Origin of the sequence: Rhodococcus sp. 105337 (assembly GCF_012844225.1) — a bacterium.
Taxonomy (GTDB): Bacteria; Actinomycetota; Actinomycetes; order Mycobacteriales; family Mycobacteriaceae; genus Rhodococcus.
Map to the genome: position 1 here is coordinate 268,065 of NZ_JABAGQ010000003.1, position 22,701 is coordinate 290,765.

8 protein-coding genes are annotated in these 22,701 nt (G+C 69.7%); 2 read left to right on the forward strand and 6 right to left on the reverse strand.

Going from position 1 to position 22,701, the window contains the following annotated elements:
* Positions 1–18: 18 nt before the first annotated feature.
* The 6 genes from HF886_RS07685 to HF886_RS07710 form a co-directional block, all read right to left on the reverse strand.
* Complete coding sequence (locus HF886_RS07685) at positions 19–693, reverse strand: YrhK family protein (protein WP_169651973.1); 675 nt, start codon at positions 691–693, stop codon at positions 19–21.
* Positions 694–783: 90 nt separating this feature from the next.
* Positions 784–2,034, reverse strand: coding sequence for an enterobactin transporter EntS (entS, locus tag HF886_RS07690; protein ID WP_169651974.1), 1,251 nt, complete (start codon positions 2,032–2,034; stop codon positions 784–786).
* Positions 2,035–2,044: 10 nt separating this feature from the next.
* Positions 2,045–2,266, reverse strand: coding sequence for a phosphopantetheine-binding protein (locus HF886_RS07695; RefSeq protein ID WP_169621316.1), 222 nt, complete (start codon positions 2,264–2,266; stop codon positions 2,045–2,047).
* Positions 2,267–2,301: 35 nt separating this feature from the next.
* A complete protein-coding gene (locus HF886_RS07700; protein ID WP_169651975.1) occupies positions 2,302–11,598 on the reverse strand; it encodes a non-ribosomal peptide synthetase in 9,297 nt (3,098 codons plus the stop codon).
* 114 nt (positions 11,599–11,712) lie between these two features.
* The gene (locus tag HF886_RS07705; protein WP_169621318.1) at positions 11,713–12,732 is read right to left on the reverse strand and encodes an ABC transporter substrate-binding protein; all 1,020 of its coding nucleotides are present in this window, start codon (positions 12,730–12,732) and stop codon (positions 11,713–11,715) included.
* A gap of 92 nt (positions 12,733–12,824) precedes the next feature.
* Positions 12,825–20,588, reverse strand: coding sequence for a non-ribosomal peptide synthetase (locus tag HF886_RS07710; protein ID WP_169651976.1), 7,764 nt, complete (start codon positions 20,586–20,588; stop codon positions 12,825–12,827).
* A 178-nt stretch (positions 20,589–20,766) separates the two neighbouring features.
* Between HF886_RS07710 and HF886_RS07715 the strand changes: the two genes are divergently transcribed.
* Both HF886_RS07715 and HF886_RS07720 read left to right on the forward strand, forming a co-directional pair.
* Positions 20,767–21,909 carry an isochorismate synthase gene (locus HF886_RS07715; protein ID WP_169651977.1) on the forward strand — a complete coding sequence of 381 codons (1,143 nt, stop codon included), beginning with the start codon at positions 20,767–20,769 and terminating at the stop codon, positions 21,907–21,909.
* Positions 21,906–22,676 (forward strand): 2,3-dihydro-2,3-dihydroxybenzoate dehydrogenase, encoded by a 771-nt coding sequence (locus HF886_RS07720; RefSeq protein ID WP_169651978.1) that lies wholly within the window; start codon positions 21,906–21,908, stop codon positions 22,674–22,676. The genes HF886_RS07715 and HF886_RS07720 overlap by 4 nt, the downstream gene beginning before the upstream one ends.
* Positions 22,677–22,701 lie beyond the last annotated feature (25 nt).

The window sequence follows — 22,701 nt, forward strand, 5'->3', positions numbered from 1 at the left end:
GCTCGAAATCGACAGTCTTCACGAACGGGAGGGTCGCCCCCGCGGCGTGCCGTCCACCGGCGACCGCGGTGGGTCGGGAGCACGCATCAACAGCGAAGCGACGAGGAAACACACCGCGCCAGTCAGCGTGCCGAGATTCGCGGCCGTCGCGCTTTCGAGCCGTTGCGTGGCCGGGACGACGAGCGATCCGACCGCGGAGACACCGAACGCGATCGAACCGACCGCATTCAGCCACGTACTGGCCCAGTTGCGGGCGTGCGGATCCCACAGGCCGTCGACATCGGTCGTCGCGACGACGGCCAGTCCACTCGAGACGAGGAAACACAGCGACCCGAACATATCCGGTTGCCAGACGAACTCGTCTCGTTCGGGTGCCGACAGACTGCGGATCACGGCGGCACCTGTACTGAGGTTGAACAGCACGGTGCCGACGAACTGGGTCAGGGCGGACCACCAGTCGTACCGGTTGACACGGGACGTCGACGGTCCGGGAGTAACCCGCCCGGTGAACCGGAACTCGGCGAACGCGGCCGCGGTGAAGAACAGCGAACCGGCGAAGTAGGTGAGGTTGCCGATATGGGCACCGACCGTCGTCGCGTAGCCGGGGGCCGCCCCGATCGCGAACAACAGTGAACCCAGCGCAAACCCCAACGACGGACCCCGGAAACCCGAATTCTGGCGGTGCCACCCCATGCGGTCACGATAAGCGGCGTTTCTGCACACCGGACGTGGACGGTTCGATCGAACGGCCGGGTCTGCGGCTACACCGGACGCCGACCGTGGTCAGGAGACAGGTTCGAGCCGATCGTCGTCCACGAACCGCCGCAACGTCGGGAACGACGCCCACATCACGACGACGAGCACGATACCGGCGACTCCGTACACCGTCAGTGCCACCGACATCGGCACCACCGACGCGATCACACCGGCGGCGATCGCACCGAGCGACGTACCCGCAGTCACCTGAGCAGACCACACCGCGGCGATACGCCCGCGGTACTCGTCGGCCGTGTTGCGCTGCACCGTCGCATACCGCATCACATCGGCGAGCGAGTCGCCGAATCCGTACGCTGCCAGGCCCAGCAGCACCACCGCGGTCACGCCGGTCGCGCCCGCTCCGGCGAGCCCTGCGGCCGAGACGGCCATGAGGACGAAGACGACCAGGCCCGACCGACGGACGGAACCCGTCCAGCCGCTCGTGAGCGAACCGAGGACGGCACCGACAGCCGGCGCGGCATAGAGCAACCCGACCACCGACGGCCCCGCGCCGAGCACGCGGTCGGCGAACGCCGGGAGCAGCACGGCCCAGCCGGTGAGCAGCATCGCGGCAAAACCTACGACGAGCACCTGGCCGATCACCCGGTTGCGGAACGCGTACGTGAAGCCCGCGGCGATCGATCTCAGCGGTGATTCGACGGACACCGTCGCCGGCGGCAGCGGTGGCAGCCGGGTGATGCAGAAGGTGGTGATCACGGTGGTGAACGCGGCGAGCGCATAGGCCAGGCCCACGCCACCGGCGGCGATCACGACACCACCCAGTGCCGGGCCGACCATCGAGCCGAGATCTGCGGTGAGCGCCATGAGGGCTCCGGCCGCCGCGAGCTTGTCGCGCGGAACCAGGCTGGGGGTGACGGCCATCAGGGCGGTCGCCGAGATACCGCCCGCCGCCCCGTCGACAACGGAGATGAGGTAGATCGCCCACATCTGCGGCTCGGGCAGGTAGGCGTTGACGGCGAGCAGCGCGAATGCCACTGCCGCGGTCCCCCGCGCAATGGCGATCACGTTGCGACGGTCGAACCGGTCCGCGAGGACACCGCCGACGAAAGTCGCGGCGAACGTGGTGATTCCGAGGACCGCGGTCACTGCCGCGACCTGGGCGGTGGATCCGGTGAGCTGGTAGACCTGCACCGGGACCGCGACGATGAGGAACCCGAGCCCCAGCAGCGACACCACCCGCGCGGTGAACAGGTACCGGAATTCGCGACTGGTCCGGATCGGATCGAGGTCGATGGTCAGTTTCTCGAGGAAGGCCACGGCGATCCGCTCACTGTCCGGCGAGCAGGGCGCACCACTGCTCGAGGTCGGGTTCGGATGCCAGCGACACGAAATCGATGTCTGCGCCCGCGCCGCGCCACTGTTCGATCAGCGCCATCAGGCGCACCGAATCGAGGCCCTGATCCACCAGATTCACGGCCGGGTCGAGCTCGTCCGGCTCCACCTCCAGGATGCGGGCGGTATCGGCGAAGATGGTCGCGCGGTCCAACATGTTCTGTCTCCTTCTGCTGACGGTTCGAAAGTCGTTCAAGCGACCGGGGATCGGCGACCGGCGAGGGCGGTCAGTGCCTGCACCCAGCGCTGCGACAGCAACTCGAGGGTGCCGGCGCCGACAACCCCGGTGGCCGCGGCGAATTCGCAGTCCAGGACGGGACCGTCCTCGGTGTCCTCGGTGATCGCGTCGACCTGCAGGACGTGATCGAGCGGTGTCGACGGATCCACCGACCCGCCGAGTGCCGGCGCCTCGGGGGCACCCGACCACGGGGCGCCGGTCTCTTCGCCGAGCGTCATCCGGCCGAGGTAGTTGAACACCACCTCGGGTCGGCGGTACCCGGCGAACCGGTCCGCGAACTCCGGATTGAAGCGGTGCAGCACACCGAAACCGATCCCGTTGTCCGGCAGAGCGCGCAACGACCGGGTGGCGCGGGCGAGTGCGTCACCTGCGGCCGGGCCGCCCTCGAGCGCGTCGCCGATGTCGATTCCGGTGAGGTCGAGGGCAACCGGGAACATAGAGGTGAACCATCCGACCGTGCGGGAGATGTCGGCGCCCGGCACCACATCCTCCTCGCGGCCGTGTCCCTCGAGTTCGACACGCACGGTGTCCCCGCCACGCACCGACGCCACTGCCAGAGCGAGCGCGGTGAGCAGCGCCTCGTTGATCGACTCGCCGGCGAGCACCCGTTCGGTCACCGGGACCGGGACACGCACGCGGACCGAGCGGAGCGCGGACACGGTGTCGACGGAAGGATCGAGGCCACGCTCTCCCAGGGACGGCTCGGATGTCGACAGGGCGGGTTCCCAGGCCGGCCAGGACTCGACGACCCGCTCCGATCGTGCCGCCTCCACGAGTCCGGTGGCCCAGGCGCGGAACGGGGTACCGGAGGCGGCGAGCCGAATGGTTCCGCCACCGGCGGCCTGCTCGACCGCGTCCGCCAGGTCCGGGACCAGGATCCGCCACGACACCCCGTCCACGACCAGGTGGTGAACGGCGACGAGGACACGACCCGCGGTCCGGGGCCCGAAATCGAACCACACCACCTGGAGCATCACGCCCGCGTCCGGGTCGAGCGAGGAATAGGCCCGTTCCCGTTCGGCAGCGAACAGGTCCTGCCACCGCGGGTCGTCGACGCCGGCCTCACCGAGATGCGTCGCGTCGACGCGCCGGACCAGTGCATCGATGGCGGGGACCTCCGGCGCGCGCTCCGCCGGGACCGTCCACGTCGGACGAGCACCCCCGGCGCGGAACCGAGATCGCAGCATCGGATGCACATCCAGCAGCGCCGTGACGGCCGTCTGCAACGTGGGCACAGTCAGCCCGGACGGAGCGACGAGCAACCGGGCCTGGGAGAAGCGGCCGAGGTCGCTTCCCCAGCCGAGTGCCTCCCACACGATCGGCACGAGCGGGACGTCACCGATCGCTTCGCCGGTGCCGTAGACCCGCTCGTGCACCGGACCGGCCGTGTCGGCCGCCGCGGCCAGATCCGCGACGGTGCGCAGTTCGAAGACCTGACGGGTCGTGATCCGCACGCCGGCAGCACGTGCCTTCGAGACGAGCTGCATCGAGACGATGGAATCTCCTCCGAGGGAGAAGAAGTCGTCGTCGGCGCCGACGCGGTCCAGTCCGAGGACGTCTGCGACGACGGCGGCGAGCGCAGCCTCTGCGGGAGTGCTCGGTTCCCGCGACCCGACGAGCGCCGCGAAATCCGGTTCGGGCAGTGCCTTCCGGTCGACCTTGCCGTTGACGGTCGCGGGAAATCGGTCGAGCACCATCACGACGGCGGGGACCATGTAGTCGGGCAATGTCACCGCGGTCGCAGCCCGAACGGCGGCCGGGTCGACGTCCCCGTCCGGCGTCACGTAGCCGACGAGACGGACCACACCACGGTTGTCGGTGTGCGCGACCACGACCGCGTCGCGTACGCCGCGTACGGCCGTGAGGGCCGCTTCGACCTCGCCGAGTTCGACGCGGAAACCCCGGATCTTGACCTGGTCGTCGCCGCGGCCGAGGAACTCGAGCACGGTGCTGCCGTCCGCCCCGGCCACCCGCTTGACGACATCGCCGGTGCGATACAACCGGGATCCGCTGCTGCCGAACGGGTTCGGGACGAACCGGGTGCAGGTGAGGTCGGGACGGCCGAGATAGCCGCGTGCGACACCGTCTCCGGAGATGTAGAGCTCGCCCGCCACGCCCGTCGGAACGGGCCTGAGCATCGCGTCGAGGACGTGCGCGCCGCCGCCGTGCACCGCTCTGCCCAGACACGGTGTATCGGCGTCGGTGACCTTGCCGACGAGGGAGTCGACGGTGCATTCGGTCGGTCCGTACAGGTTGAATGCGCGCCCGTCGGTGAGTTCCCGGAGGCGGCGCCACGACGCGGGGTTGACGGCTTCACCGCCGAATCCCACCGTGGCGGGACGGTGCGGATGGTCGTAGAGCCCTGCGGCGAGCATCCGGTCGAGGAAGGACGGGGTGACCTCGAGGAAATCGAGACGGTGCTCGATCGTGTAGGCGACCATCCGTTCCGGATCGCGCATCGTGTCCTCGTCGAAGACGTGCACGGTGTGGCCGTCGAACATCCAGAGCGTGGGCTGCCACGACGCGTCGAAGCCGAACGACCACGCGTGGCCCACGCCGACGACCTCGCGCTGCGACGCGGCGACCGTGGGCACGTAGAGGTCGGCGCGGTGGCTGTCGAACAGGTTGAGCAAATTCGCGTGGGTGACGGCGACGCCCTTCGGCACGCCGGTCGATCCCGATGTGTAGATCACGTACACGCCGTTGTCCGGGTGCAACACCGCGCGACGGTCCGCGTCGGTCACGGGGGTCGCGGGCAGCGACGCGAGGGCTTTCCGGGTCGCGGGGTCGTCGAGCACGACCACGGGGGTCTCCCCCGCGACGGCGTCGATCCGGCCGGCGACGTCTGCGGTGGTCACGATGACGCACGGTCCGGAGTCCGCAATCATGTGTGCCAGGCGGTCGGCGGGATAGGACGGATCCATGGGCACGTACACGCCGCCCGACCGGATCGCGGCGGCGATGGCCACGATCATGTGCTCGGACCGGGGCAGGGCCAATCCCACGACCGTCTCGGGGCCGACACCGGCACCGATCAGCAGACGTGCCAGACGGGCCGACCGATCCCCGAGTTCTGCGAACGACAATGTCACCGCACCGGACACGACCGCCGGAACGTCCGGGGTGCGGGCGATCTGCGCGTCGAGCAGGTCGGCAACCGTGGCCGCTCCCGACGCGGGCGCGTGCGGGGTGTCCGACCGGCCGAGCACGTTCCGGTGTTCCGCGTCGGTCAGCACGTCGAGGTGCGCGACGGGCACCGGCCGGTCTGCGACGAGTTGCTCGAGGATCCGGACGAGCCGCTGTCCTACCGCTGCGGCGTCGTGCTCACCGAAGACCGCCGGCTGGTATTCGAGCACCAGGCGCAGCGTGTCCTGCAACCCCGCGACGAGGACGAGGGGGAAGTTGGTGGCGTCCGTGCCGTTCATCGCCGACACCCGGACTCCGCTGTCGTGCTGGGCGCGATCGAGGGCGTCGCGGTCCACCGGATAGTTCTCGAACACCAGCAGGGTGTCGAACAGTTCGCCCACTCCTACGGCGCGCTGCACGTCCGCGAGACCGACGTACTGGTGATCCATCACCCGGTTCTGCTCGGACTGCATGCGCGAGAGCAACTCTGCGACCGACTCCTCGGCGGAAGTGCGGACCCGCACGGGGACGGTGTTGATGAACAGTCCGATCATCGACTCCACACCGGGGACGTCCGGCACGCGCCCCGAGACGATCGCACCGAACACCACGTCCGGCCGTCCGGTGAGCGCGGCGAGCAGCAGTCCCCACGCCGTCTGCACCACGGTGTTCACCGTGACACCGCGGGAGCGGCTCACGGACAGAAGCCGCTCCGACAACGCGTCCGGAACCTCGATCGAGAGTTCGCCGGGCAGTTCGGCCTGCATCGACGACCCGGCTGGTGCGACGAGTGTCGGTTCCTCGACACCCGACAACGCCTCGCGCCACACCTCGAGTCCGGCGGCACCGTCCTGGCGGTCGAGCCAGGCGAGGTAGTCGGTGAACGGCACCGCCCGGGCCAGACCCGATGTGTCACCACCGGCCGCGTAGATCTGGAACAGTTCCTGCACCAGCAGCGGCGTGGACCACCCGTCCAGGACGAGATGGTGTGCGGTGAACACCAGGCGCGACCGGTCGTCGGACAACTGCAGCAGGCGGAAGCGGACGAGCGGTGCGGTGTCGGCAGCGAACCGGTCCACACGGTCGGACTCCGCGAATGCGTCGGCGCGTCCGGCAGGGTCGGCGTCCGCGGACAGGTCGATCACCTCGAACGGCGTCTCGACCGCGGTTGCGACGGCCCCGATCGGGACACCCGAAGCGGAGATCCGGAAGCCGGTGCGCAGCACGGCATGCCGTTCGATCAGACGAGAGATGCTGCGGCGCAGCAACACCGTGTCGATCACACCGTCGAGATCGAGAACCGACTGCATCGTGTAGACGTCGACGCCGTCCTCGTCGAGACCCGACAGGAAGTACATGCCGCGCTGCAGCGGGGTCAGCGGTACGACGTCCTCGAGCCCGCCGGTGACCGCGCGGCCGAGTTCCGCCGTCTCCTCGACCGTCAGCCCGGTCGCCGTCAGATCGGACGGGGTGAGGGAAACTGCGGCGGGTTCGTCTGCGACACGGGACAGGGTGGCGAGCGCCTCGCCCCAGGCGCGGGCGATCCGCTCTGCCGTCACGGCGTCCAGTAGGCCGGTGGCATAGGTGAATTCGGCGGACAGCACCGGACCGTCCGGGCCGTCGTCGGTGATCGCGTTGACATCGAGCACATGATCGAGCGGCGTGGCCGGGTCGACGGATCCGCCGAGCGCGGCAGCCTCGGGAGCCGCCGACCACGGAGCCGACGCGGTCTCCCCGAGCGTCATGCGTCCGAGATAGTTGAAGACGATCTCGGGAGCGCGGTAGCCGGTGAACAGGTCGTCGTCCCCGCCGGACAGGCGCCGCAGGATCCCGAATCCGATTCCGTTGTCCGGTACCGCGCGCAGCGACTCCTTGACGTGGGCGAGGCAGAGGGCAGGGTTGTCGGGAGATGCGCCGAGGTCGAGGACGACGGGATACATCGAGGTGAACCAGCCGACCGTGCGGGACAGGTCGGCGCCGGGCACGATGTGCTCCTCGCGGCCGTGTCCTTCCAGGTGCACCCGGACCGCCGATCCGCCGCGGACCGACGTCACCGCCATCGCAAGGGCTGCGAGCAGGACATCGGCGACGCCGGTGCGGAAGGCGGCGGGTACAGAGGTGAGGATGCGTGCGGTGATGTCGCCGGGAACCTGTACCTCGACCGACGCCGATGTCGACACCGTGTCGCGGGCGGGGTCCAAGGCGCGGCAACCGAGCGCGGTATGCTCACCCGCGCCGCCCGCCGTGTCCGTGCGCGATCGCGACCACACCGGGCGGGTCTGTGTCACCCGATCCGAGTGTGCGGCCTCCGCGAGTCCGGTCGCCCAGTCCCGGAACGAGGTTCGCGGTTCCTCGAGCGCACCGGCGGCACCACGGCGGACACCGTCCACCGCACTCGCGAGGTCCGGGACGAGGATGCGCCAGGACACCCCGTCGACCACGAGGTGGTGCACCGTCACCAGCACGCGGCCGGGCACCTCGGGGCCGGCGTCGAAGAAGACGAGCTGCACCATCACGCCGGCAGCGGGATCGATCGCTGCCCGGGCGGCGTCCTGGGCGGCGGTGAACTCCGCCTGCCACCGGTCGGAGTCGAGTCCACGCACGTCCACGTGCCGGACCAGCCCCTCGGCATCGGGTACCTCCTCGGGCACGGTCCAGGAGGCAGGCGCGTTCCCGTCGGCCTCGACGGTGAAGCGCGACCGGAGCATGTGGTGGGTTGTCAGCAGAGCACGCACACCGGCGACGAGGTCGCCGGTGGAGAGACCCGCGGGTGTCACCAGCAGGCGGGACTGGGTGAACGTCCGCAGCGTGTGGGCAGACATGTGCGTGAGGGTGTCGTAAACGATCGGGGTGAGCGGAACCGGTCCGACGGCCGGGGTCGTCTCGCGTCCCGCTTCCGCTGCGGGCGCGGTGTCGTGCGCCGCCGCGATCGCGGCCGCGGTGCGCAGTTCGAACACCTGACGCGCGGTGACCTGGATGTCGGCGGCCCGGAGTCGCGCCACCAACTGGATCGAGACGATGGAGTCCCCGCCGAGGGTGAAGAAGTCGTCGTCGACGCCTACGCGTTCGAGACCGAGTACATCGGCGAACGCGCTGCACAACGTGGTCTCGAGTTCCGTAGTCGCCTCGCCGGAACCTGTCAGAGCCGCGAAATCCGGTTCGGGAAGGGCCTTCTTGTCGATTTTTCCGTTCGCCGTCACCGGAAGAGCCGGCAGCACGACCACCGTGGCGGGAACCATGTACTCGGGCAGGCGCGCGGCGAGGGTGGTACGCAGATCCGCGGGCTCGAGAGCGTCGTCGGCCACCACGTAGGCGACCAGTCTGGTCACGCCCCTGCCGTCGGTGTGCGGAACGACCACGGACTCCCGCACGCCCGGACAGGCGCCGGCCGCGGCCTCGACCTCGGCGGGTTCGATGCGGTAGCCGCGGATCTTGACCTGGTCGTCGTCTCGGCCCACGTATTCCAGAACGCCCGCACGGGTCCAGCGCACCACGTCTCCGGTGCGGTACATGCGCGCACCGGACCCGGCACAGGGGTCGGCCACGAAGCGGTCGGCGCTCAGGCCCGGCCGTCCGAGATACCCTCGCGCGACACCGTTTCCGGCGATGTACAACTCTCCTGCCACGCCGGGCGCGACGGGCCGCAACCAGTGGTCGAACACGTACAGCCGGGTGCCCGGCGTCGGCCCGCCGATCGTGACCGGCCCGCCGGAGATGCGCGCATACGAGGCATCCACGGTGCACTCGGTGGGGCCGTAGCAGTTGAAGGCTTCGACACCGGATCCGGCGAGCGTGCGCCACAGGTCGCCGCTCACGGCCTCACCGCCGACGGTCACCTTGGCCGGCCGGTGGTGTGCGGGATCGAGGAGGCCGCCCTCGAGCAAGCGGGTCATGAGTACGGGCACCGTGTCGACGTAGTCGATGCGATGGGCGCGGACGTACTCGACGAGGTAGTCCACGTCGGTCCGGCGGTCGTCGTCCGGGAGGTGCAGGGTGTGCCCGTCGAACAGCCACGTGAGCGCGGCGACGGCGGAGTCGAATGCGAACGGATACGTCAGCAGCACACGCCACTGACCCCCGCGCGGCTCCCGTATCCCGGGCAACATCAACGTGTTTCTCTGGGCCGCGTGAAGATCTGCGAGATTGCCGTGGGAGACGACGACCCCCTTCGGAGTCCCCGTCGAGCCGGACGTATAGATCACGTAGGCGGCGTGTCCCGCTCGCAGCGGTGCGCGGCGGTCACCGTCCGTGACCGGGTGCGCCGGGAACTCTGCACGGGTCCGTTCCACAGCGGGATCGTCGAGCAGCAGCACGTCGGCTCCGGCGAGCACGTCACCGAGTTCTCCGGCGACTGCGGACGTACTGATCACGACGACCGGCGCAGCGTCGGTCACCATATGCTTCAGCCGGTCGGCCGGGTACGACGGGTCGAGAGGCAGGTACGCCCCGCCTGCGGCGAGCACCGCCACGATCGCCTCGACCATCACGGCAGTGCGCGGCAGTGCGAGTCCGACACGGTCGTCGGGACCCACACCTCGTGCGATGAGTAGCCGTGCGAGACGGGCGGACTCGGTGCCCAGGTCGTCGAACGTGAGCCGCTGGTCGCCACTCACCACCGCGAGATCGCCGGAACGCTTCCGGAACTGCCGGGTGAGCGCATCCACGACGGTCCCCGTGGCAGGGTCCGCAGCCGCAGAAGACCCGGCTCCCGAAGACCCGGCTCCCGAAGACCATGCTCCGAGAACCTGCTCGCGCTCCGCCCCGGGCAACACGTCGAGTGCCGCGACGGGTGCCTCCGCATCGGACGCAAGGGCCTCGAGGATCGCGACGAGCCGGGACCCGAGGGCCGCCGCATCGTCACGGGTGAACAGCGCCGGACGGTAGTCGAGCTTCACGACGAGGTCGTCGGCGAGTCCTGCGGTGAGGACGAGCGGATAGTTGGTGGCGTCGTGTGCCTCCACACCGGCGATGGTGACGCCGCCGGACTGTTGCGCGCGCTCGAGCGCCTCGCGGTCCACCGGGTAGCTCTCGAAGATGGTGAGAGTGTCGAACAACTCGCCGATCCCGGCGTCGCGCTGGATGTCCGCGAGCCCGAGATACTGGTGGTCCACCGTGCGCGACTGATCGAGCTGGACCCGCCGCAGTGTCTCGGTGACGGTGCCGCGTGGGTCGAGCCGGACGCGGACGGGGACGGTGTTGATGAACAAGCCGACCATGGATTCGACGCCGGCGAGTTCGGGCGGGCGGCCCGATACGGTCGCGCCGAACACGATGTCGTCGCGGCCGAGCAGACCGGACAGGAGCATCGCCCAGGCGGTCTGCAGCACGGTGTTGAACGTGACGCCTGCCGTGCGGGTCAGCGTGCCGAGACGCTCGGCGAGGCCGGGGGGCACGGTGACGGCCAGCTCGGCGCACGGCTCGGTGGCGCGGGTGGACCCGGGCGGGGCGACCAGGCTGGGCTCGGTGAATTCGGCGAGGGTCTCGCGCCACAGCTGCCGCGCGGTGTCGTGGTCCTGCCGTTCCAGCCATGCCAGGTAGTCGCGATAGGGCCGCACCGGGCCGAGCACCGTACCGGCGCGCGCGGCGGGTTCGCCCGCCGCATACAGCTCGAGAAGCTCCCGCACCATGATCGGCGTGGACCATCCGTCGACGACGATGTGATGCGTGGTGAGGAGCAGCCGCACGTCGTCGGCACCGAACCTGACGAAGTGCCATCGCACGAGCGGGGGCTGGGTGAGGTCGAACCAGTGGCGGAGGTCGGCGTCGATCAGGTCCTGCATGCGCCGTTCCGCTTCCGGGCCCGGTGTTCCCGTCAGATCCACGCTGCGCCAGGGCGCTTCGACACCGCGTACGACGAGTCCTGCGGTGCGCCCGTCCTTGCGGGGCCGGAAACACGTCCGCAGCGACGCATGCCGGTCGAGCAGCGCCTGCGCTGCCGTGCGCATGCGATCCTCGTCCACCGTTCCCGACAGACGCAGCACCGACTGCACGGTGTACGCGTCGGGCTCGGCGCTGCCGTCGTTGCCGGCCGGCTCGGCGGGAGCGGCGATCGTGCTCAGGTAGAGCAGACCCTGCTGCAGCGGCGAGAGCGGAACGATGTCTTCGAGCGCAGTGGAGCGAGTCATGGCAGCTTTCCGGGGCGGAGACGGGCGTGTCGGGCACGACGAACACGGCCCCCGAGTCGGGGACATCGGGGGCCGTTCGGTCGATGGCAGCCGCGGTGGTCGACCGCGACGGTGTTACTGCTTCTGGTTCGCGGGCAACTTGTCGAGCGCGGCGTCGATGGAGTCGAGTGCGAGCAGCGCGGTTTCGTACGTGGCGGCGTTGGCGTGCTGGACGCCGACGAGGTTGCCGGCCTTGACGGCGGGCAGGTTCTGCCACAGCGGCGAGTCGAAGACTTCCTGGAGTTCGGCGGAGACCGAGCCGTCCGCTTCGAGGCCGTAGACGATCACGTCTGCGTCCGCGAGGTTCTGCGGCAGCTGCTCGAGCGAGACGTATTCGCCGTGGACGTCTGCGGGATCGACGGGCTCGCCGGGGAACGTGAAGCCGAGGTCGTCGAACAGGTTGGTGGTGTAGGACGACTTGTACTCGCGGAAGAACTCGCCCGGCTCGGTGCCGCAGGTGCTGCACAGGCCGGCGAAGTTCAGGCTGCCGAGGGTATCCGCGTACTTGTCCGCGATCTCGGTGGCACGCGCTTCGTACTCCGACTTGAACTCCCCGTAGGCGTCACCGACGTTGGCGGCGTCGGCGTACTGCTCGCCGAGCGAGCGCCAGTCGCCGGGGTTGGTGGGGCCGAGGAACACGACCGGCGCAAGGGCCTCGAGCTTGGCCATGTCGACCTGGGACTGCACGCGGGCCGGAACGCCCATGATGATCAGGTCGGGCTCGGCAGCCGTGATGGCCTCGTAGTTCAGCTCACTCGCTGCTCCGTCGGGTGCCACCTTCGGCAGTTCCTCGTACGCGGCGAGCGTCTCCTCGTCCATGCTCCCGATCTCGCGGGTCCATTCGCACACCGCGGCAAGGTTCGCCCCGGCCTGGATGAGCGGGAACGCGGCGTAGCCACAGGCGACGATGCGCTGCGGATCGGACGGGATCTCGATCGAGCCGTTCTGCGCCTCGAACGTCCGGGTAGCAGCCGCCTCCGTGCTGTCCGAGGCATCGCCGCTGTCGCTCGAGCAGCCCACCAGGCCGGCCGTGAGCAGCGCAGCCGCACCGAGAACCGCGACGCTACGCGCCCGGCTACGTTCAAGAACCCGCATGACGTTTCTCCCAGATGTGTTCTCGCCGGGATGTACCCCCGGTCACGATTGGTTAGGCTAACCGAAACAATTGGCCACGCCAAGCGTCACGATCATCCGAATTCCAAGGCGAACTCGTCGATCTCCGACTGATCGAGGCCACCGAGAGTCAGATCCGACGGAGTGAATCCACCGGCATCCCCCGACGCCGCGTGTCCGGCCAGCGCCTCCAGTGCCGCAACCCAGCACTCCACGAGGTCTGCGACCACGTGCTCGGGCACCAGTGCCGGGCTGTAGCCGAACGTGCCCCGGAGCACCGGCCCCTCCCCCGTTTCCTCGGTGAAGACGCCGATTTCGAGCGCGTGGTTCACCGGCATGTCTGCCTCGGTGGCACCGCCGAGACCGGCCGACTCCGGCGCACTCGACCACGGCTGTCCCTCCGCCTCACCCAGCGTCAGTCTGCCCAGGTAGTTGAACCCGATCTCGGGGGCGGCCGCCGACGCGAGAACGTGCCGTCCCTGTTCGTCGAGATGCCGGAGAATCCCGAATCCGACACCGCTGTCGGGGATCTCGCGAAGCTGCTCCTTGACCTTCTTGAGTGCCTCACCGGCATTCCGGCCACCTGCGAAGGCGTCGTCGAGGTCTGCCCCCGACACGTCGAGCCTGGCCGGGTACAGGCTCGTGAACCATCCGACGGTGCGCGACAGATCGGCGCCGGCCACCACCTGCTCTTCTCGTCCGTGCCCTTCGAGATCCACCACCACCGCACCCGCGCCACACACCCGGGCTGTGGCCAGTGCCAGCGCGGTGAGCAGAACGTCGTCGACACCCGCGTGGAATTGCTCGGGCACCGTCGTGAGCAGAGCCTCCGTCACTGCGACCGGCACGTCGACATGCGCCTGCGCCGTCGCGGACATCGTGTCCCGCGTGGGATCGACAGGGCGGGAGGCGAAGGCAGCACGGCCGCCGGGCGCCGTGATACGACGCCACAACGGCAGTTCGGTTCGTCGCGCCGGCGCGGCCTCGAGCAAGCCGCGAGCCCAGACACGCAGCGGGGTACCGGACCGGAGCGGCGCGGTACCCGCGACGGCCTCGGCGAGGTCCGGGACCAGAATCCGCCACGACACCCCGTCCACCACCAGGTGGTGCACCGCGAGCAGCACCCGGCCCTGCACGCCGGGGCCCGGATCGAAGAACACGACGCGCACGAGTTCCCCGGACCCGGGGTCCAGCGCCGCGTACGCCTCCTCGGTCGCCGCGACCATCACCGCGGACGGGTCGTCCAGGCCGGAGATGTCGACCCGGGTGACCACGTGCGCAGCCGACACCGCACCCACCGGCAGGACCTCGAGAACGCGTGCAGCCGAGTCGAACACCGAACGCAGCGCGTCGTGGACGTCGAGCAGGGATTGCACGGCGCCGGTCAGTTCGCCGAGCGTGAGGCCTTCCGGGGTACGCAGCAGCCTGGACTGCGCGTACCTGGCGTACGGTCCCCCTCGGTCCAGCAGGTCGTGAACGATGGGCGTCGCCGGAATGCTGCCGAGCGCCGCCGCGACATCCGTTTCCTGCCGGCCTGTATCCACCTCGGCGACGCGGGCCAGACCGGCGACGGTCCGGTGCTCGAAAACGTGCCGCGCGGTGAACCGCAGACCCGCCGCGCGGGCCTTGGCCACGAGCTGGATCGACACGATGGAATCACCACCGAGAGAGAAGAAGTCGTCGTCGAGGCCGACCGCGTCGAGTCCGAGCACGTCGGCCACCACGGCGCAGAGCCGCCGTTCCATGTCGTTGCCCGCCACCCGGCCGGCTGTCGCGGGTGCGAACACCGGGGCGGGGAGCGCGGCCCGGTCCACCTTGCCGTTCGCGGTCAGCGGGAACTCCTCGAGCACCACCACCGCAGCGGGCACCATGTGGTCGGGCAGCCGTTCGGCCGTGTATGCCCGGACCGCGTCACCGTCCACCTGCGCAGTCCCCGGCACGACGTAGCCGACGAGACGTCTGCGTCCGGGTTCGTCCTCGCGGGCGAGCACAGCGGCGGCTGTCACGTCCGGATGTCCGGCGAGTACCGCCTCGACCTCACCGAGTTCGATACGGAACCCGCGAATCTTGACCTGATCGTCGGCGCGGCCGAGATATTCGAGACGATGGGGCACCCGGGATGTCCACCGCACCGTGTCGCCGGTGCGGTACAGCCGGCTCCCCGGTGTACCGAACGGATCGGCCACGAACCTTCCGGCCGTGAGGCCGTGCCGGCCGAGGTATCCGCGGGTCACGTGGGGACCGCCGACGTACAGCTCACCCGGCACACCCGGCGCCACGGGGCGCAGGTAGCGGTCGAGGACGAGCGCACGACCCCCGGCGATGGGCTCGCCGATATGCGGCGCCACGTCCGCCGTCATGACTGCGGCAGTCGCGTCCACCGTGCACTCGGTGGGTCCGTAGATGTTCAGTGCGCGCAGCCCCGGAGTGGCGGCGAGCCGGGCCCACAGCTCGGCGGGCACGGCCTCGCCGCCGACGGCGACCACCGACGGGCGGTGATCCGCGGCGGGGTCGAGAAGCCCTTCTGCGACGAGTTGCGTCATCAGCACCGGCGCGCAGTCCAGGGCGTCGATCCGATGGCCGCGGACATAGCCGACGATGCCGTCTGCGTCGGCGGTCAACTCTTCGGGGAGCACGTGCACGGTGTGGCCGCCGAGCATCGCGAGCAACTGGTCGACCGAGGAATCGAACGCGAAGGTGTAACTGAGCAGCACCCGCAGCCGCTGTTCTGCCGGGTCACCGTAAGTGCCGGAACGCACCGTCTCCCAGAGATTCACCACACCGCGGTGCGGCACGACGACGCCCTTCGGCAGACCGGTGGAACCGGAGGTGTAGACCACGTAGGCGGCGTTGTCCGCACGGGCGCGACCGCGCAGTTCCGTGGCCGGCGACGGCATGCTCGCGTCGCCGCACTCCGCGACGGCACTCTCGTCGAGCGCGACGGTCACCCCTGCATCGCGCATCATGTAGTCGATGCGCTCGAGCGGGTAGTTCGGGTCGATCGCGAGGTACGCCGCGCCCGCCTTCCAGACACCGAGAATCGCCGCGACCACGGCGCTTCCCCGCGGGAGCCGTAGCGCGACGACCGTTTCTGCCCGGACGCCGCGATCCACGAGATGACACGCGATCCGGTCGGACCACGCGTCGAGTTCCCCGAACGTCAGGGTTTCCTCCGCGGAGACGACAGCGGGGAGATGCGCCGCTGCGGCAACCGTGCGGTCGAACAGGTCGACCAGCGTCTCCGGAACGGGTTCCGGGCGTGCGGATTCCGGTGCCGATCGACCGGCGCGGAGCCAGTCGCGTTCGGCGCCGGAGAGCAGGTCGACACGGGACAGGGGACGGTCGGGGTCTCCGGCCAGAGCGGCGAACCCACGCACCACGCGCGCGGCGAAAGACTCGGCGGTGTCGTGGTCGAACAGATCACGGGCGTATTCGACGCGTACCCGCATGGACCCGTCCGGTGTGTCCACGACGTCGAATGTCAGATCGAACATCGCGGCATCGTTGGGGACGAGGGACACCTCGGGCGCCAGGTGCTCGAACGCACGCAGGGCAGGCGGGTTCCGGTACTGCACCATCACCTGGAACAGGGGGTGGCGGGCGGCACTTCGCTCGGGGTCGAGGGCCTCGACGACCCGGTCGAACGACACGTCCTGGTGGGCGTACGCGGCGATGTCGGCGTTCTTGATGCGGGCCAGCAGTTCCCGCACGGTCGGGTCACCGGACAGGTCGGTGCGCAGGACCACCATGTTGACGAAGAACCCCACGAGATCGTCGAGTTCGGAGGCGGGCCGGCCCGCGGTGGGTGAGCCGATCGGGATGTCCTCCCCGGCCCCGCTGTGGGAGAGCGCGAGTGCCACGGCGGCGTGCACCATCATGAACATCGTCGTGCCGGTATCGCGGCCGGCGGTGCGCACCGCGTCGGCGAGTCCGGCCGGGACGGCCAGTTCGACGCCGCCACCGGCGGATGATGCCACGGCCGGGCGAGGCCGGTCGGTTGCCAGCTCGAGTTCCGCGGGTAGACCCGCGAGCTCGGTGCGCCAGAAGTCGAGTTGCCGTCCGGCGAGCCCGGTCTCGTCCTTCGGGTCGCCGAGCAGTTCACGCTGCCACACCGCATAGTCCGTGTACTGGACGGCCAGCGGAGCCGGCTCGGTGACGGCGGCACCTGTGTGCGCGGCGTAGAAGGTTCCGAGGTCCCGCAACAGAATCGGCGTGGACAGTTCGTCGCTCGCGATGTGGTGCACGAGCAGCAACAGGATGCTCACGCCGGGCGCGACGGTGAACAGCCGCACCCGGACCGGCATTTCGCGCTCGAGGTCGAATGCGTAGCGCGCCGCCGACCTCACGTCCGCCTCCACCGTGTCCGGGCCGGTCTCCACGACCGCGAACGGCGTCTCGACGTGCTCGAGTACCCGCTGCATCCCGGTTCCGTCCCGTTCGGTCAGCACCGTGCGCAGGCTGTCGTGGCGGGCGAGGACGTCGGTGACGGCACGGCGCATCGCGTCGGCGTCGACGTCGCCGTGCAACCGCACGGTCAGAGGAACGTTGTACGTGGGGCTGGGCCCCTCCATCCGGAACAGGAACCACAGCCGTTGCTGCGCGAACGACAGCGGGACGAGGTCCCCGTGCTTCCTCGCGACCAGCGGTGGGCGTGCGGGCCCGGCGTCCACACCCGCTCTCTCGCAGCGCACAGCCAGTCCGGCCACCGTCGGATGGTCGAATACTTCCCGGATCGCCAGTTCGACACCGAGAGTGTCCCGCACCCGGGCGAGAAGCTTCGCTGCCGAGAGCGAGTGTCCACCGAGTGCGAAGAAGTCGTCGTCGGCGCCGACGCTGTCGAGGTCCAGGATCTCTGCGAACAGCTCGGACAGGCGGCGTTCGAGTTCGGTGGCCGGAGGTCGCGAGGAGACGAGCGTGGCGAAATCCGGTGCGGGAAGCCCCTTCCGGTCCAGCTTTCCGTTCGAGGTCAGCGGTAGCTCACCCAGCACGACGAGTGCAGCAGGCACCATCGGTGCCGGGAGCCACTCGGTCAGTTGCGCCCGGGCGACCGCCGGATCGAGTGCATCGCCGACGAGATAGCCCACGAGTTGTGCGGTACCGGCAGCGTCCGTCTGAATCGCCGACACGGCGTGCACCACACCGGGAAGCCGCAGCAACGCCGCGTCCACCTCCCCGAGTTCGATGCGGAACCCGCGCACCTTCACCTGGTTGTCGACGCGACCGCGGTAGACGATGTTCCCGTCCTCCGTCCACATCGCGCGGTCGCCCGTGCGGTAGAGGCGCGCGTGGACGGGATCGGCCGAGCCCGTCCCGAACGGGTTCGCGACGAACCGGGTCGCGGTGAGGGAGGGCGCGTCGAGATAACCGCGGACGACACCCGGACCGGACAGGTACAGCTCCCCCTCCGTTCCCGGCGGCACCGGGGCGAGACCGCTGTCGAGGAGGTAGGCGCGCAAGTTCGCGACCGGCCGCCCCACCACGGGAGTCTCGCTGTCGTGCACCTCGGCCACGAGGGCGTCGACACTGCACTCGGTGGGGCCGTAGAAGTTGAACGCGGCGCCGCGGCGCGCGCGCAGGTTCTCCCACAGCCGGCCGGTGGCCGCGTCGCCGCCGAAGCCGAGGGTGGAGACGGTGTTCTCGGGAAGCATCCCGTCCTCGACGACGTGGTCGAGTTGCGCCGGCGACAGTTCGACGAAGTCCCAGTCCTCGCGCAACGCCTGTTCGGTCAGTCGTGCGGGGTCGCGCTGGGCGGATTCGTCGACGATGTGGAGGGTGTGCCCGGCGAGCATCCACAGCAAGGGTTGCACGGAGGCGTCGAACGCGAGCGACCACGCGAGTCCGAGGTGCAGGTGGTCGTGCCCGGCTTCGCGTGCGGCGCGGGTGAACACCTGCTCGCGGTGGCTGTGCAGGAGATTGACCAGGCCGCGGTGTGGGGCGACCACGCCCTTGGGCCGTCCTGTGGATCCGGAGGTGTAGATGACGTACGCGACCGAGTCGGGCGTGGGCCCCGACCGTCCGACGGGTGGCAGATCTGTCTCCACACGGCCGTCGATGTCGGTGTCGGTGTCGTCGAGGAGAATCCGGCGGGTGGCACCGTCGGCGTCCGCAACCCGTCCGTCCGTGGTGCGGTCGGTGAGCACGTACACGGGCGATGCGTCGGACAGCACGTACGCGAGGCGCTCGAGTGGCTGGTCGATGTCGAGCGGCACATACGCCGCGCCGGTTTCGAGCACTGCGAAAATCGCGACGACGGCGTCGACCGTACGCGGCAGTGCGATCGCGATCCGCGGTTCGGCAGCGTCGCCGAGTCCCTCGGACGCGAGATATCGCGCGAGCCGGTCGACCCGGGTGCGCAACTCCGCGTAGGTCAGCGTGGTTGTGGCGTCCGCGAGCGCCGGCACGTCGGGTGTCGCGGCGGCCTGCCGGTGCAGCAGATCGACGAGAGTCAGGTCCGAATCGACCGGTATGTCCGGAGATGCGCTCCAGCACTCCAGGATTCGTGTCCGCTCGGCGGGAACAAGGATCGGCAGTTGCGCGAGCGATGTCGCCGGATCGAGGGTGGTCACCGAATCGAACAACTGCTCGAGACGTGCGGCGTGAAGCCGCAGGTCGTCCTCGTCATAGAGGTCGGCGTCGGCGTCGACGAAGACCTCCAGGCCGGCGCTCTCGTCGAGGGGCCGCACCGTGATCATGAAATCCTGGAGCGGTCCGCGGGCGATCGAATGGACTGCAGCGGTGATATCGGCGAAACGGAACCGGTCGCCGAACGGTTTCACGTTGACGGACGGGCCGATGACCCCTCGCGACCCGGCGGGCAGACGCAGGTCGCGCTGGATGTCCTCACCGCGGTAGCGGTAGTGCTTGCGGCACCGGGCAACCGAATCGCGGACCTGCCCGACGAGGCCGGACAGGCTGTCGCGTGCGGCGGGGCGCAGCCGCAACGGCACGACGTTGACCGCCGTCATCGGCACGTTCAGCGCGGCGGAACCGAGCCTGTTCATCACCGGGAATCCGATGGTGATGTCGTCCCGTCCGGTCGCACCGCGCAGGTACGCGGCGACCAAGGCGGTCACCGCGTCGCCCCAGCTTCCACGGGCTGATTTGCCGAGTGCGGCGAGCGCATTCTGCTGCTGTGCGTCGAGGGTGAACCGGGCGGCCCGGGAACGACGCGCGATTCCGCTCGCCCCGGGGCTCAGTGCCACCGCCTCCTCGACGTCCGCGAGGTAGTCGGCCCAGAACGCCCGGTCGGCGGCGAAGTCGTCCGACTCGCGGTAGCTCTCCTCTTCCCGCACGACCGGTTCGACGGGGGCGAAGCGGTGCGCGGGCGGCTCGGTACCGGCGACGAGCGCGGTGTAGTGCTCGCCGATGCGACGGTTGAACAGGGAGAACCCGAACGCGTCGAACACGAGGTGATGCCCGCACACGTACAGCACGACACGGTCGTCCGCGAGGCGCAGTACGGCGGCGCGGACGCACACGTCGACGGCCGGATCGATGGCGCGTGCCAGGTCGTTCGTCATCCACTCGTGGGCCGCGACCCACGGGTCCGGCGCGCCGCGCACGTCCACGACGGGCGGGTCGCCGAGTTGCCTGCGTCCGGGAAACTGGACGACCGTACCGTCGGGCTGTGTTTCGAAGGCCGCGACCAGGGCCTCGCAGTCGTCGGCGGCACGACGCACCGCCACCACCAGGGCGTCCGCATCGACCGATCCGCGTAGTTCGAGGCATTCCGAGGTGTTGAAAATCGGGTTGTCGGGGGTCAATTGCTGAGCGAACCATACGCCCGTCTGGGCGCGCGTAAGCGCAAGTCCCGAAGTCGACGGCCTGGACGTGGGCACTGTCATCCCCTTTTCTGCGTTCGAAAACTCTTGGGCGCGAGCAGAACACCCGTGTTGCGCAACTCTCGGCAATGCGGAACAGTACCAAAGGTAAGGCTAACCGTATATGTTGCTGAAGCGATCTTGTGCACCTTGCGCTCGATCCGCCTTCTCACTTCCGCTATCGAGAGGTTCGAGCATGCAAACATCGGTTGTCGACGCACCGACACCCGACTGTGCCGAGCGGACCGTGCCACGCCCGTTCGTGTTGTCCCGCCCGCACGGCACCGTGATCGCCGAAGGACTCGACGACCGGTTCGACCGCGCCGACGCCGCGGCCGAGGCTCTGCGAACCGGGCGCGTGCGCGCTCTCGCCGGTGCGCTTCCCTTCGACCCCGCGCACCCCGCCGCCCTCACAGCACCGCGTTCGCTGCGGCACACCTCCACGCCGCTCGGCGTCTCGAGGCCCGATCTCCCCACCATCCGCATCGCCCACGCGATTCCTGCCGAGCAGGCACACGTCGACCGTGTCGCCGCCGCACTCACCTTGCTGCGATCGCCCGACGACGACCTCGTCAAGGTCGTCCTCGCACGCGCACTCCGACTGCGCTCCGAACGGCCGGTCCCGACCGCTGACCTCCTCGCACGACTCGCCGGGAACGACCCCGCCGGCAACGGATTCGCGGTCGACCTCACCCCGGCCGGAGGCTCCTGGCGAGGACGGCACCTGATCGGCTCGAGTCCGGAGGTGCTCATCCGGCGACGGGGTGATCTCGTCACGGCACATCCGCTCGCCGGATCGGCACCGCGTCACGCCGACCCCGACTCGGATCGCGCGACCGCCGAGCGTCTCGCGCAGTCCGCCAAGAATCTCGCCGAGCACGCGCACGTCGTCCGTGCGCTGCGCGCCGTACTCGAACCGTTGTGCACCGACCTCGACATCCCGGACCAGCCGTCGCTGACGAGCACCAAGCAGTTGTGGCATCTCGGCACACCGGTCTCGGGCCGCCTGCGCGACCGCTCCACCACAGCGCTCGACCTCGCCCTCGCGGCGCATCCGACTCCCGCGATCTGCGGCACGCCCACCGAGGCGGCGCGCGAGTTCATCCGCGATGTCGAAGGCGACCGCGGGTTCTACGCCGGGGCCGTCGGGTGGTGTGACGCCGACGGTGACGGCGAGTGGATGGTGACGATCCGGTGCGCCGTGCTCGACGCGGACGGTCTCACCCTCACCGCCTATGCCGGTGGCGGCATCGTCGCCGACTCCGATCCCGCAGACGAACTCGCCGAGACCACCGTCAAATTCGGCACCGTGCTCGATGCGCTCGGGGTGCGGCGATGAGCGCCCCCGTCACCCTCGTCGTCGGTGCCGCACAGGGCATCGGACGTGCCACAGCGGTCACCCTGGCCCGCGCCGGACACCGACTCGCCCTCATGGACCGCGACCCCGTCGGACTCCGCAAGACCGCGGCACTGATCGGTGAGGGAACCCCTGTGTACCCCGTCGATATCCGCGACCACGACGCGGTCGAGTTCGCCGTCGGCAACATCGAAACCGACCACGGTCCCCTCGAGCGACTCGCCCACGTCGCGGGAGTGTTCACCACCGGATCCGTACTCGACTCCGATCCGGACGACTGGCAGCGGATGTTCGACGTCAATGTGACCGGACTGGTCGCCGTCCTCCGCTCCGTGGGACGTGTGATGCGGGAGCGCCGTTCCGGCTCGATCGTCGTGGTCGGCTCGAATTCCGCAGGTGTGCCCCGGATGGGCATGGGTGCCTACGGATCCTCGAAAGCGGCCGCGGCGATGATCGTGCGGGTCGCCGGACTGGAACTGGCGCCCTACGGAATCCGCGCCAATATCGTCGCCCCCGGCTCCACCGACACCGCGATGCAACGGTCGCTGTGGGAGGACCCCGACGACGACAACGGTGCGCGCAGCGCCATCGAGGGCGACCCCGCGCAGTTCAAGGTCGGAATCCCGCTCGGGCGCATCGCCGAACCGTCCGACATCGCGGACGCCATCGAGTTCCTTCTCTCCGACCGCGCCCGGCACATCACCATGCAAGCCCTGTACGTCGACGGTGGCGCGACCCTTCGTGCCTGAGACCCGTTTCCGTCCCCGAAAGGAA

Coding starts and splice junctions, on each gene's coding strand:
- HF886_RS07695 (WP_169621316.1), bottom strand. CDS start 2,266: ATGTTGGACCGCGCGACCATCTTCGCCGATACCGCCCGCATCCTGGAG.
- HF886_RS07700 (WP_169651975.1), bottom strand. CDS start 11,598: ATGACTCGCTCCACTGCGCTCGAAGACATCGTTCCGCTCTCGCCGCTG.
- HF886_RS07715 (WP_169651977.1), top strand. CDS start 20,767: ATGCAAACATCGGTTGTCGACGCACCGACACCCGACTGTGCCGAGCGG.
- HF886_RS07720 (WP_169651978.1), top strand. CDS start 21,906: ATGAGCGCCCCCGTCACCCTCGTCGTCGGTGCCGCACAGGGCATCGGA.
- HF886_RS07705 (WP_169621318.1), bottom strand. CDS start 12,732: ATGCGGGTTCTTGAACGTAGCCGGGCGCGTAGCGTCGCGGTTCTCGGT.
- HF886_RS07685 (WP_169651973.1), bottom strand. CDS start 693: ATGGGGTGGCACCGCCAGAATTCGGGTTTCCGGGGTCCGTCGTTGGGG.